Annotated in this window: 10 protein-coding genes; 7 read left to right on the top strand and 3 right to left on the bottom strand. The window is 72.1% G+C overall.

Annotation, left to right across the window (positions count from 1 at the left end; genetic code table 11):
• The first annotated feature begins 166 nt into the window (after positions 1–166).
• The 6 genes from RGI145_RS07425 to RGI145_RS07400 all read left to right on the top strand — a co-directional run bounded on the left by RGI145_RS07425 (position 167) and on the right by RGI145_RS07400 (position 9022).
• Complete coding sequence (locus tag RGI145_RS07425; protein WP_083670511.1) at positions 167–2155, top strand: sensor histidine kinase; 1989 nt, start codon at positions 167–169, stop codon at positions 2153–2155.
• On the top strand, positions 2152–3483 hold the full coding sequence (locus tag RGI145_RS07420; RefSeq protein ID WP_075797854.1) for a sigma-54-dependent transcriptional regulator: 1332 nt from the start codon (positions 2152–2154) through the stop codon (positions 3481–3483). Before RGI145_RS07425 ends, RGI145_RS07420 begins: the two co-directional genes overlap by 4 nt.
• A 90-nt stretch (positions 3484–3573) precedes the next feature.
• Entirely contained in the window at positions 3574–4512 is a 939-nt protein-coding gene (locus RGI145_RS07415; RefSeq protein ID WP_075797853.1) for a 2-hydroxyacid dehydrogenase, read from the top strand.
• Between the two features lie 118 nt (positions 4513–4630).
• On the top strand, positions 4631–6070 hold the full coding sequence (locus RGI145_RS07410) for a M20 family metallopeptidase (RefSeq protein WP_075797852.1): 1440 nt from the start codon (positions 4631–4633) through the stop codon (positions 6068–6070).
• Positions 6071–6235: 165 nt separating this feature from the next.
• Positions 6236–7813, top strand: coding sequence for an ABC transporter substrate-binding protein (locus tag RGI145_RS07405; protein ID WP_237183239.1), 1578 nt, complete (start codon positions 6236–6238; stop codon positions 7811–7813).
• Between the two features lie 183 nt (positions 7814–7996).
• Positions 7997–9022, top strand: a complete 1026-nt coding sequence (locus RGI145_RS07400; RefSeq protein WP_075797850.1) for an SDR family oxidoreductase — start codon at positions 7997–7999, stop codon at positions 9020–9022.
• Positions 9023–9059: 37 nt separating this feature from the next.
• Here the strand turns inward: RGI145_RS07400 and RGI145_RS07395 are convergent, their stop codons facing one another.
• From RGI145_RS07395 to pdxH, 3 genes are all read right to left on the bottom strand, one after another.
• Positions 9060–9935, bottom strand: a complete 876-nt coding sequence (locus tag RGI145_RS07395; protein WP_075797849.1) for a universal stress protein — start codon at positions 9933–9935, stop codon at positions 9060–9062.
• Positions 9936–10136: 201 nt separating this feature from the next.
• Positions 10137–11615, bottom strand: coding sequence for a bifunctional aminoglycoside phosphotransferase/ATP-binding protein (locus RGI145_RS07390; protein WP_075797848.1), 1479 nt, complete (start codon positions 11613–11615; stop codon positions 10137–10139).
• Positions 11612–12226: a pyridoxamine 5'-phosphate oxidase gene (pdxH, locus tag RGI145_RS07385; protein ID WP_075797847.1), complete on the bottom strand. Its 615-nt coding sequence runs from the start codon at positions 12224–12226 to the stop codon at positions 11612–11614. Before pdxH ends, RGI145_RS07390 begins: the two co-directional genes overlap by 4 nt.
• Before the next feature lie 102 nt (positions 12227–12328).
• Here pdxH and fabI point away from each other — a divergent pair, with 102 nt between their 5' ends.
• Positions 12329–13171, top strand: coding sequence for an enoyl-ACP reductase FabI (fabI, locus tag RGI145_RS07380; protein ID WP_075797846.1), 843 nt, complete (start codon positions 12329–12331; stop codon positions 13169–13171).
• Positions 13172–13191 lie beyond the last annotated feature (20 nt).

The following is a 13191-nucleotide window of genomic DNA, read 5'->3' as shown; positions in this document are numbered from 1 at the left end:
AAGGGCAAAGGGCGTGCCAGCGGGCGTGCGGAGGGACGAGGAATGCTAAGCCCTTCATCTTCTATAAGATATTTCATGCTGCATCGCGGCATCGGCGCGGGGTGGATGCGGATCGCCACACAGTGCCGGACCCGGTAGTGCGGATTTCCGCACAGGCCTTCCGTTGATGACCGAGGCTCTTTCCGGCCCGGCGCGGCAGCCCTCGCGGCCCGGCTCGCGGTGGCGATTCCGCCGGATTCCGCGTCAGGCGTCCCGCCGGGTTTCCCGTTGGCGCCGCGCCGCCTGGCTGGTGCTGCCGCTGCTGCTGCTGCTCCTGCTGGACCGGGCGGCCGACGGGCTCGCGACGCATATCGCCCTGTCCGACCTGCGGACCAGCGCGCGGGCCGAGGCGGAACTGCGCGTGGCCCTGCTGCGCAGCGAGATCGACAAGCAGCGCAGCCTGCCGGTGGTGCTGGCGAGCGATCCGGACCTGCGCCGGGCCCTGGAGACCCGCGATGCCGCGCTGCTGCACGCGCTGGACATCAAGCTGGAATCGCTGAGCCGGAGCACCGGGGCCGGGGTGATCTACGCGCTCGACGCGGAGGGCGTGACGCTGGCCGCCAGCAACTGGCGGCAGGAGGACAGCTTCGTCGGCAATGACTACAGCTTCCGCCCCTATGCCCGGCTGTCGATGGAACAGGGCTCGGCGGAGCATTTCGCCCTGGGCACGGCCAGCCACCAGCCGGGCCTCTATCTCGGCCGCCGGATCGACGTGCCGCCCTCCCCCGGCGGGGCCGGCTCCGCGGCCTTGGGCGTGATCGTGGTGAAGACGCTGTTCGAGGGCGTGGAGGAGGGCTGGCGGCCGCTGCACCAGCCCGTGCTGGTCACGGACCGGGCGGGGATCGTGCTGGTCACCAGCGAGCCGGGCTGGCGCTTCCATGCCATCGCGCCGCTGTCCGAGGAGGAGCGACAGCGCATCCGCGAGAGCCTGCAGTTCGGCGACGCGCCGCTGGAGCCGCTGCCGCTGCCGGATGACGCGGCGCCGGCGGAGGACCCCGTCCGCCTGCGCCTGCCCGGTGCCGCGCCGGAGAGCTTCCTCCTCACCCGCGTTCCGGTGCCCAGCACGGGCTGGACCCTGCACCTGCTGACGCCGACCCGCGTGCCCGTGGAGCTGGCCACCGCCGCGGCGCGGCTGCTGACGCTGCTGGCGGGGCTGCTGGCGCTGCTCCTCGCCTGGCTGACGCTTCGGCGGCGGCGGCGCCTGGGGCTGGACATGGCGCGGCAGCGGCGGCAGCGGGAGGAGCTGGAGGCCGAGGTCCGCCTCCGCACCGCCGAACTGGAGCGGGCCAATGCCAGCCTGCGGGCGGAGGGCGAGGAGCGGCAGCGCGCCGAGGCCGCCATCCACCGGCTGCGGGACGATCTGGTGCAGGCCAACAAGCTCGCCATCCTGGGGCAGATCACCGCCAGCGTGGCGCATGAGATCAACCAGCCGGTGGCGGCGATCCGCTCCTTCGCCGACAATGCGAGCCTGTTCCTGGAGCGGGGCGACGCCGCCTCGGCGCGGCGGGGGCTCGGCACCATCGCCGGGCTGACGGAGCGGATCGGTGCCATCACAGGGGGCTTGCGCGGCTTCGCCCGGCGCGCGGGCGGCGAGCTGGAGGCCGTTCCCGTGGCGGAGGCGGTGGCGGGGGCGCTGCTCCTGCTCGGCTACCGGCTGCGGCAGGATGCCATCGCCGTGACGGTGGATGTGCCGGAGGGGCTGGCGGTGCGGGCCGAGCGGGTGCGGCTGGAACAGGTGCTGGTGAACCTCATCCAGAATGCGGTGGAGGCGCTGGCCGGGCGGCCAGAGGGGCAACCGGAGGGGCAACCGGAGGGGCAACCGGAGGGGCAACCGGAGGGGCGGCCGAGCGGGCGCATCGGGGTGGTGGCGCGGCCCGTGCCGGGCCAGATCCCGCCCCGCATCCGCATCGCCGTCTCGGATAACGGGCCGGGGCTGGCGCCGGAGGTCCGTCGGTCCTTGTTCATGCCCTTCACCACCACGAAATCGGAGGGGCTGGGGCTGGGGCTCGTGATCTGCCGGGACATCGTGAGCGATTTCGGCGGCACGCTGGAGGCGGAGTCCCCTCCTGGCCCGGAGGGGAGCCTTTTCGTGATCACCCTGGAGCAAGCCGCTTGACCGACCTCGCCTTCGTGGATGACGACCCCTTCCTGCGCGAGGCCAACCTGCAGAGCGCCGGTCTGGCGGGGCTGGAGGCGCGGGGCTTCGCCTCGGCGGAGGAGGCGCTGTCGGCGATCGGGGAGGATTTCCCGGGCGTCGTGGTCACCGACCTGCGGATGCCGGGCATGGACGGGACGGAGCTGTTCCGCCGCCTGCGGCGGATGGACCCGGACCTGCCGGTGATCCTGATCACGGGCCATGGCGACATCGCCATGGCGGTGGCCGCGATCCGGGAGGGGGCCTATCACTTCCTGGCCAAGCCCTATCCGGCCGAGGAGCTGATGGGCGCGGTGCGGCACGCGCTGGAGAAGCGGCGGCTGGTGCTGGAGAACCGCCGCCTCGCCCGGGCCGTGGCGGCGGCCGAGGCGGACAGCCCGCTGCTGGGCAACACGCCGGAGATGGTGCGGCTGCGCAAGGTCCTGCGGCAGATCGCCGATGCCCAGGTGGATGTGCTGATCGAGGGCGAGACCGGCACCGGCAAGGACGTGGTGGCCAATGCGCTGCACCGCATGAGCCGCCGCGCCGCGCGGCCCTTCGTGGCGCTGAACTGCGGCGCCCTGCCGGAGACGGTGATCGAGAGCGAGTTGTTCGGCCATGAGCCCGGGGCCTTCACCGGGGCGCAGAAGCGCCGCGTCGGGCGGATCGAGCATGCCGATGGCGGCACGCTCTTCCTCGACGAGATCGAGGCCATGCCGCTGGCCTTGCAGGTCAAGCTGCTGCGGGTGCTGGAGACGCGGGAGATCGCGCCGCTCGGCACCAACGAGATCCGCCGGCTGGACCTGCGCGTGGTGGCGGCCACCAAGACGAACCTGCTGGACCTGTCCCGGCGCGGCGAGTTCCGCGAGGACCTGTACTACCGCCTGCATGTGGTGACGGTGCATCTCCCTGCCCTGCGGCAGCGGCGGGACGATATTCCCCTGCTCTTCGCGCATTTCCTGCGCCGGGCGGCGGAACGCTTCGGCCTGCCTGTGCCCGAGGTCACGCCGGCCCTGCGCCACCACCTGATGGAGCATGACTGGCCGGGCAATGTGCGCGAGCTGACGCATCATGCGGAGCGGGTGGCGCTGGGGCTGTCGGAGGAGGCCGCCCCGCCGGGCGAGGTGCCCCCGGCCAGCCTGCCGGAACGGGTGGATGCCTATGAGGCCATGGTGATCCGCGACGCGCTGCGGGAGCATGACGGCGACGTGCGCGCCACGATCGAGGCGCTCGGCATCCCGCGCAAGACCTTCTATGACAAGCTGCGCCGCCACGACATCGACCAGCGGGCCTACCGGCTGCGGGAATAGGGCAGCGCCGCAAGACGTCATGCCCGGCCGCGCCGGGTCGGCCTAGGATGGCGGGTGCCGGGACATGCCCCCTGAGCCGCGGAGCCGCCATTGACCATTCCCCTCCTGCTCGCCATCGACGTCGCGCCCGAGAACCAGGCGCGGTTGCGGGATGCGGGCTTCGAGCCCCTGCCCGCCGCCGGTCCGGACCGGATGCCCGGGAGCCGCGCCGCGGAGATCCGCGCCGTGCTGACCAACGGCTCCAGCGGCTTCTCCGCCGCGCAGATCGCCGCCCTGCCCGCGCTGGAGATCGTCTGCGCCCTGGGCGCCGGCTATGAGAAGATCGACCTCGCCGCCGCCTCGGCGCGCGGCATCACCGTCACCAATGGCGCGGGCACCAACGACGTGGCGGTCGCGGACCATGCGATGATGCTGCTGCTGGCCACCGTGCGCGGCGTGGTGCAGGCTGATGCCGCCGCGCGGCGCGGGGAATGGGCGGGGGCGAGGCAGTTGCGGCCCTCGGTCAGCGGCAAGCGGCTGGGGCTGCTCGGCCTGGGCCATATCGGGCAGCGCATCGCCGAGCGGGGCGCCGGCGGCTTCGGGATGGAGGTCGCCTATCACAGCCGCAGGCCGCGCGAGGGCTCTCCCTTCCGGCACGAGCCGGACCTCGGCGCCCTGGCGTCCTGGTGCGACTTCCTGGTGGTGGCCGCGCCGGGCGGGGCGGAGACGCGCCATCTCGTGGATGCGGCGGTGCTGCGGGCGCTCGGGCCGGGGGGCTTCCTGGTGAATATCGCGCGCGGCAGCGTGGTGGATACCGGGGCGCTGATCGAGGCGCTGGAGCAGGAGCGCATCGCCGGGGCGGGCCTCGACGTGGTGGAGGGCGAGCCGGACGACATTCCTGCCCGGCTGACCCGCCTGGAGAACGTGATCCTGACGCCGCATATCGCGGGCCGCTCGCCCGAGGCGGTGCTGGCGACGGTGCGGCTGGTGATCGACAACCTGCGGGCCCATTTCTCCGGGCAGCCGGTGCTGACGCCGGTTTCCGCCTGAAATCGGCGGCGGGCGAGGAAAAATCCTCCCCGCCGGCGGACTTCCGGAGGCGGAAATGCTACAGCCCGCCCCGAATTCCCGATGCCGGTCCCGTGCCGGCGAGACTTGAGGAGAGAGCATGCGCAACGATCCGATCTCCCTCGACCGGCTCTCCGCCGAGGTCGAGGCCAAGAGCCCCGCCTTCACCGCCGTGGCCGACCGGATCTGGGGCCATGCCGAGCTGCGCTTCCAGGAACACAGGTCGGTCGAGGAGCAGATCGCGCTGCTGGAGGCCGAGGGCTTCCGTGTCACCCGCAATGTCGGCGGCATCCCGACCGCCTTCATGGCCGAGGCCGGGTCCGGCGGCCCGGTGCTGGGCTTCCTGGGCGAGTTCGACGCCCTGGCCGGGCTGAGCCAGGAGGCCGGGGCGGCGGAGCCGAAGCCCGTCACCCCCGGCGCCACCGGCCATGGCTGCGGCCACAACCTGCTCGGCGCCGGGACCATGCTGGCCGCCGTGGCGGCGCGCGACGCGCTGGCGGCGAACGACCTGTCCGGCACGGTGCGCTATTATGGCTGCCCGGGCGAGGAAGGCGGCTCCGGCAAGACCTTCATGGCGCGCGAGGGTGCCTTCGACGACCTCGACGCGGCCGTTTCCTGGCATCCGGGCGTGGTGAGCAGCGTCATGTCCTCCCGCTCGCTGGCCAATTTCCAGGTCTATTTCCGCTTCCATGGCCGTGCCTCGCACGCGGCGGGCTCGCCCTGGCTGGGCCGCTCGGCGCTGGATGCGGTGGAGCTCATGAATGTCGGCGTGAACTACCTGCGCGAGCACATGCCGCTGGACTGCCGCGTGCATTACGCCATCACCAACAGCGGCGGCGTCTCGCCCAACGTGGTGCAGGCGGAGGCCGAGGTGCTCTATCTGATCCGCGGCCCGCGCGTGAAGGAGGCGCAGGCCCTGTTCGAGCGGGTGAAGGCCTGCGCCGAGGGCGCCGCGATCATGACCGGCACGCGGATGAGCATGGAGATCGACAAGGCCTGCTCCGACACCATCCCGAACACGGCGCTGGAGATGCGGATGCATGAGAACCTGCTCCGCCTCGGCGCGCCGGCCTTCGACGAGGCGGACCGCCGCTTCGCCGCCGAGCTGCGCCGCTCGCTGAGCGAGGAGGACATCGCCGACAGCATCGGGGCTGTGGGCGCCCCGGAGGAGGTGGGCGCGCAGGTGCTGCACGAGGGCGTGCTGCCCTTCGATGGCCGTTCGCGCGCCGGCAACGGCTCCACCGATGTGGGCGATGTCAGCCAGATCGTGCCGGTCGTGCAGTGCTGGGGCGCCACCTGGGCCGTGGGCACGCCCTTCCACACCTGGCAGGCGGTGGCGCAGGGCAAGAGCCCGCACGCGCACAAGGGCATGGTGCAGGCGGCCAAGGCCATGGCGGCCACGGCGCTCGATGCCTTCCGCGACCCGGAGCTGCTGGCCCGCGCCAAGGCCGAGCTGCGCGAGCGGACGGGCGGCAGGCCCTATGCCTGCCCGATCCCCGGCGAGGTGCTGCCGCCGCCGCTGCGCCAGCAGCGCGGCTGAACCGCGCGCCGCCGTTCACGCGGCGTCAACCATGGGCGTGCCAGGGGGGGGCCATGAGCCGCCCGCCCGGCACCACCCCTCGCCCCGGAGCCCCGTCGCTTCCGGGGCCCAGAGCCGCCCGCAGCGGCCGGACCGGACACGCCAGACACACGGATGGAGACCACCATGCTGAAACGAGCCCTTCTCGGCGGAATCGCCGCGCTTTCGCTCACCCTCGCCACGGCGGAGGCGCGCGCGCAGGAGCTGACCATGGGCGTGGGCGCGCAGGTCACCTCGATGGACCCGCACTACCACAACCTCACGCCGAATTCGGGCGTGGCCGGGATGGTCTTCGGCACGCTGGTGGCCACGGACGCGAATGTGCGGCCGCAGCCCGGCCTCGCCCTGTCCTGGCGCCCGGTGGACGAGACGACCTGGGAGTTCAAGCTGCGCCCCGGCGTGAAGTTCCATAACGGGCAGGACTTCACGGCAGAGGATGTCGCCTTCACCATCGCGCGCGTGCCGACGGTGCCGAATTCGCCTTCGTCCTTCGCGCAGTATGTCCGGGCCATCAAGCGCGTCGAGATCGTCGATCCGCTGACCGTCCGCTTCCACACGGAGGCGCCCTATCCGCTGCTGCCGACCGACCTCGTCAACGTCATGATGCTGGACCGGCAGACGCATGAGGGCGCGACGACCGAGGACTTCAACAGCGGCAAGGCGGCGATCGGCACCGGCCCCTTCCGCCTCGTCTCCTATCGCAGCGGCGACCGGATCGAGCTGGAGCGCAACGACGCCTACTGGGGCGACAAGGCGCACTGGTCCAAGGTGCATTACCGCATGATCACCAGCGACGCCGCGCGCACCGCCGCGCTGCTGGCGGGCGACGTGGACGCGATCGACCAGGTGCCGACGAGCGACCTGAAGCGGCTGCGCGACGACAAGCGGATCAATGTCGCGGAGACGGTCGGGCTGCGCCTGATCTATCTCGCGATGGACCAGGGCAACGAGGGTGATTCGCCTTTCGTCACCGGGCCGGACGGGCAGAAGCTCGGCCGCAACCCGCTGCGCGACGCGCGGGTGCGCAAGGCGCTGTCGATCGCCATCGACCGCCAGGCCATCGCGGCACGGGTGATGGAGGATGCGACGGTTCCCACCGGGCAGGTGATGGCGGCGGGCACCACCGGCTACGTGCCCGACCTGCCGGCGCCGAAACCCGATCCGGAGGCGGCGAAGAAGCTGCTGGCCGAGGCGGGCTATCCGCAGGGCTTCCGCATCACCATCCACGGCCCCAACGACCGCTACATGAACGATGCGCGGATCATCCAGGCCGTGGGGCAGATGTGGACGCGGATCGGCGTGCGGACCCAGGTCGATGCGCAGCCCTTCACCGCCTTCATCGCCCGCGCCAGCCGTGGCGACACCAGCGTCCACCTGATGGGCCTGGCGGCGACGAGCGGCGAGGCCTCCACCATGCTGCGTGCCCTGCTGGCGACGCAGGACAAGGAGCTGGGCACCGGCGCCTCCAACCGCGGGCACTACTCAAACCCCGCCTTCGACGCGAAGCTGAACGAGGCCATGCGGACCCTCGACGACGCGAAGCGGGAAGCGATCCTGCAGGAAGCGACGCGGATGGCGATGGCGGATACGGGGCTGATCCCGATCCACATCCAGAAGAACGCCTGGGCGCTGCGCCATGGGCTGACCATCGACGCCCGCGCGGACGAATACACGCGCGCCCAGGACGTGCGTCCGGCGGACTGAGGCGCTCTGTCCGACGAGGTGCATGCCGGTTCCATTCCGGCATGGCCTCGCCGGGCTGTGACACCGCTACAAGACACCGGCCTTCCCTGGCGGGCGTTTCGCGGGTGCGAGGTGCGTGGCGCCGATGGGGTGACCATCGGGCGCGGCGCCCTCCTTCCCCGCGACACGGACAGGAGAACCGCCATGGACCAGGACGAGAGCAGCGCCTCCCGCCGCAGGCTGATGCAGGGGACCGCGGCGGGGCTGGCCGCGGCGATGGTGGTGCCGGGGCTGGCCTCCACGGCGCAGGCCCAGGGCACCGCTCCGCAGGCCTCCCCCGGCGCCGCGCCGAAGCTGGAGGACCCGCGCGCGGCCTATCCCGCCCCGCCTTTCCAGCCGCAGACCCAGCCCTGGCCGGGACTCGCCAGCCGGATGACCCCGCCGCCCGATCATGGCGAGAAGAGCTATCGCGGCAGCGGCCGTCTCGCCGGGCGCAAGGCGCTCATCACCGGGGGGGATTCCGGCATCGGCCGCGCTGCCGCCATCGCCTATGCCCGCGAGGGCGCGGATGTCGCCATCGGCTACCTGCCGGCGGAAGAGGAGGACGCGCAGCAGGTGGCGGGGCTGATCCGCGAGGCCGGGCGCAAGGCGGTGCTCCTGCCCGGCGACATCCGGGATGCCGGGTTCTGCCGCAAGCTGGTGCAGGATGCGGTGGACGGGCTGGGCGGGCTGGACATCCTGGTGAACAACGCCGCCCGCCAGCATCACCACGACTCCATCCTCGACCTCAGCGAGGAGGATTTCGACTGGACGGTGCGCACGAACATCTATGCGATGTTCTGGATCACCAAGGCGGCTGTGCCGCACCTGAAGCCCGGCTCCGCCATCGTGAACACCAGCTCGGTCAATGCCTATCAGCCGAGCGAGATCCTGCTCGACTACGCCATGACCAAGGCGGCGATCATGAACTTCTCCAAGGGGCTGGCGAAGCAGCTCGCGAAGCGCGGCATCCGCGTGAACGCCGTGGCGCCGGGACCCTTCTGGACGCCGTTGCAGGTCGCGGGCGGGCAGACCGAGGACAACCTGAAGAGCTTCGGCGCGCAGACCCCGCTGGGCAGGCCGGGGCAGCCGGCCGAGATCGCGCCGATCTACGTGCAGCTCGCCGCGGCGGATGGCAGCTACATCACCGGGCAGGTCTTCGGGGCCTCGGGCGGCGCCGGCATGCCGTGACGGGACGGGGGGAGGCGCGGAGCCTCCCTCCGGACCTTCAACGGCACATCAGGACGGGGATGTCCGCGTTCTCCAGCACGTGCCGCGTGACGCCGCCCAGGATGAGCTGCCGCAGCCGGGAATGGCTGTAGGCGCCCATGCAGAGCAGGTCCGCCCCGAAATCCTTGGCGGCGGTCAGGAGGCCGGCGCCGATATCCTTGCTCACCGGCTGGAACTCCTTGGCCTCGGCCTCGATGCTGTGCCAGCGGAGATAGGAGAGGATGCCGTCCACCGCCGGCCCGCGCCGCTGGTAGCCGGTGGCGTAGAGGAGCTGCACCGCCGAGGCATGGTGCAGCCAGGGCAGCGCGGCGGCGATGGCGGCGGCGCTTTCCGCCGTGCCGTTCCAGGCGCAGCAGACCCGCGTGCCGATGGTCTCGGGCGGCAGGCGCGGCGCGATCAGCACGGGCCGCCCGCTGTCGAACAGCACCGCGTGCAGCGCGTCGGAGGAGGAGACATCCTCCCCCGCCTCCGGATGCGGCACGATCGCCAGGTCGTAGAGGCGCGACTGCTGGGCGACGAGATCCTCCTCCCGCCCCGCCACGCTCTCGAAGGACAGGGTCGCCGCGTTCGCCTTGTTGGCGGTGGCGGCGTTGGTCGCGATCTGCACGTCCTTGCTCGCCACGAAGCGGTCGAAGAGCGCCCGCACGCGATGGGCGCGGTCGCCGCTCTCGCGTTCGGTGGCGGCCATCATCTCCTCGATCATGGCGCCGGAGAGCCCTTCGCCGGCCAGCGGCGCCACGTCGCGCGCATCGACGCGGACATGCAGGCAATGGACGTGGCTGTGCCAGATCCGCGCCATCATCAGCGCCGTCTGGAGGGCGGCTTCTCCCGCGGCCGTACCGGTCAGGGGGAGAAGGATTCGGCGGTAAGCCATGGAACTGCTTCCTATCGGCCCGGTCGCGCACGGCGGGCCCGGGGGCCTGCCCCGAAGCGCCGCGCCGACCGGAGGGTGGGCCTCGGCCCGGATTGTCCCGCCGCCGGGGCCGCGGGGCAAGTCGCGCGGAGGGGATGCAATCACCAAGCGAGGCACGGATGCAACCGGCAGTCGCTCAGGGCCGTCGCTCAGGGCCGTTGCTCAGGCGGGCCGCAGCCGCGCCAGCAGGGCTGTGGCGGCCGCGACCGGATCATCATCCGCCCGCACCGCTTCCCAGTTGAGCGGGCCGGGATCGAGGCGCGCGCTGGCCTCCAGCACGGCGAGGTCGGCATCCGAGGTATCGTGGCGCCGCGCGGCGATGCGGTCGCGCAGCAGCTCGACCGGCGCCTCCAGCCAGAGGCCCAGGAAGGGGCAGCCCGCCTCCCGCGCCACGGCCTCGATTCCCGCGCGCTGCGCCGGGTCGAGGAAGGTGGCGTCGGCGACCACGGAATGGCCGCCGGAGAGGGCCTCGCGCGCCTCCCGCAGGAAGGCGGCGTAGGTCTCGGCCTTGCGGGCCGGGGTATAGGCCCCGGGCGGCAGGCGGGTCTCCGGCTCCACCCCGGCGAGGCGCTTGCGGATCTCGTCGCTGCGGAGCACCAGCGCGCCGGGCGCCGCGCCGATCCCGGGCGCCAGGGCGCGGGCCAGCCAGGACTTGCCGGTGCCGGGCAGGCCGCCGATGGCCAGCAGGACGGGCGGGGCGGGTTCCAGGTAGCGTTGCGCGGCGCGCAGGTAGGGCATCCCGTCCTTGCCGGCCAGGACCTCGCAATAGGACCGCACCATGGCGCGCAGCGAGAGCCAGGGCGCCAGCCCGCCCAGCAGCCCGGTATCCCCGGTGCGGCCGAGATAGCGCGACAGGGTCCGGTTGGCGGCGGCCCGGTCGGCGCGCTGGTCCAGGTCCATCAGCAGGAAGGCGAGGTCGTAGCCGGTGTCCACCGTGGCCAGAACCTCGTCGAATTCCAGCGCGTCGAAGGCCACCGGCCGCTTCTGCCAGAGCACGAGGTTGCCGAGATGCAGGTCGCCATGGCAGCGCCGCACATGCCCGGCGGCGGCGCGGGCGTTGAGCAGACCCCGCCGAGCCGCGAAGGCCGCGCCGAGGCCGGCGGACAGGCGCTCCACCTCCGGCATCGGCAGCTTCGCCAGGCGGCAGGATTCGACGGCGCCCGCAAGGACGCGCTGCATCGCCGCCTCGGAGTCCAGCCCCTCGACCACGGGCTGGGTGGCATGCAGCGCCGCCACCGTGTCGCCCAGCGCATCCGCCAGCGCGCCGTCCACGCCGTGGCGCGCCGCGATCAGGTTCAGGAAGCCGTCGGCGGGCAGGGTCGCCATCTCCAGCACCCAGTCCACCACCTCCCCGTCGCCATCCAGGCGGAGCGCCCCGCCGGCCCCGCCGGTGATGGCATGCACGGTGCGGTAGATGCCGGGCGCGGCGGGGGCGTTGACCTCCAGCTCCCGCCGGCAGAAACGCTCCCGCGCCGCCAGGGTGGTGAAGTCGAGGAAGCTCAGCGCCACCGCCTTCTTCAGCTTCAGCGTGCGGTCCGCGCCGACATAGATGGCGGAGATATGCGTCTCCAGCGGCGCGGCCGCCCCGGTCAGCCGTGACAGCAGGGCGCCCGTCTCGCGCTGCTCCGGCGGCAGGCTCACGGGTAGAGGCGCTGGCGCCCCCAGCCCTCGCCGTCCCGGGTGAAGACCACCCGGTCATGCAGGCGGTAGGGCGCGTCCTGCCAGAACTCGATGCTGTCGGGGACCAGGCGGAAGCCGCCCCAGTGCTCCGGGCGGGGCACTTCCTCGCCGGAGAAGCGCTGCTCCGCCTCCCGCAGCCGCGCCTCCAGCTCGGCCCGGTCGGCCAGCGGCTCCGACTGGCGCGAGGCCCAGGCGCCGAGGCGCGAGATCCGGGCGCGCGAGGCATAGTAGGCATCGGATTCCGCCGGGGTGGCCTGCTCGACCCGCCCCTCGACCCGCACCTGCCGGTGCAGGCTCTTCCAGTGGAAGCACAGGGCCGCGTAGGGGTTGGCCTCCAGCTCCCGCCCCTTGCGGCCCGTGTAGTGGGAGTGGAACATGAAGCCATCCCCATCCACGCTCTTCAGCAGCACGATCCGGGCGGCGGGGCGGCCATCCGCCCCCACCGTGGCGAGGCACATGGCGTTCGGGTCGTTCGGCTCGCTGGCCTCGGCCGCGCGCATCCATTCGCCGAAGAGCGCGACCGGATCGGTGGTCAGGGTGAAGTCCGTATTGGCGTCCAGGGTGGCGTTCATGATCCCTTGCCCTCTTGCCGGGTCGGAAGGCATGTGCCACCCCTCCGGCCCCGCCGCAACATCACGGCCGGTCGCAGGACCGGTGCCTCGGGACCACACCGCATGACCGATACTGCGCAAGAACATAAGATTCCGACGGGCAACCTGATGGCGGGCAAGCGCGGCCTCGTCATGGGTGTCGCCAACGACCGTTCCATCGCCTGGGCCATCGCCCGGTCGGTGGCGGCCCAGGGCGGCGATCTGGCCTTCACCTATCAGGGCGAGGCGCTGGAGAAGCGCGTCCGCCCCCTGGCCACCAGCGTCGGCAGCGACCTGGTGATGCCCTGCGACGTGGCCGACGACGCCTCGGTGGAGGCGGTGTTCCAGACGCTCGGCGAGCGCTGGGGCAAGCTGGACTTCCTGGTCCATGCCATCGGCTTCGCCAACAAGGAGTACCTGCGCGGGCGCTATCTCGACACGCCGCGCGAGGCCTTCCTGCAGGCGATGGACATCTCCTGCTTCTCCTTCGTTTCCGTCGCGAAGCACGCGGCGGCGATGATGAACGACGGCGGCTCGCTGCTGACGCTCACCTATCTGGGCGCCGAGCGGGTGATGCCTCACTACAACGTCATGGGCGTGGCCAAGGCGGCGCTGGAGGCCTCGGTGCGCTACATGGCCGCCGATCTCGGCGACCGCGGCATCCGGGTGAACGCGATCAGCGCCGGGCCGATCAAGACGCTCGCCGCCTCCGGCATCGGCGATTTCCGCTACATCCTGAAGTGGAACCAGTACAACGCGCCGATGCGCCGCAATGTCGGGCTGGAGGAAGTGGGCAATTCCGGCCTCTATTTCCTGTCCGGCCTTTCGACCGGCGTCACCGGCGAGGTCCACCACGTGGATTGCGGCTATCACACCGTCGGCATGAAGAATCCCGACGCCCCCGACATCACGGTGGAGAAGGGCTGACCGCCCTTCCCCGCATTCCA

Source organism: Roseomonas gilardii (assembly GCF_001941945.1).
Classification (GTDB): domain Bacteria; phylum Pseudomonadota; class Alphaproteobacteria; order Acetobacterales; family Acetobacteraceae; genus Roseomonas.
The sequence above is the reverse complement of the archived record's forward strand: the minus strand, read 5'-3'. Positions and strand labels throughout refer to the sequence as shown.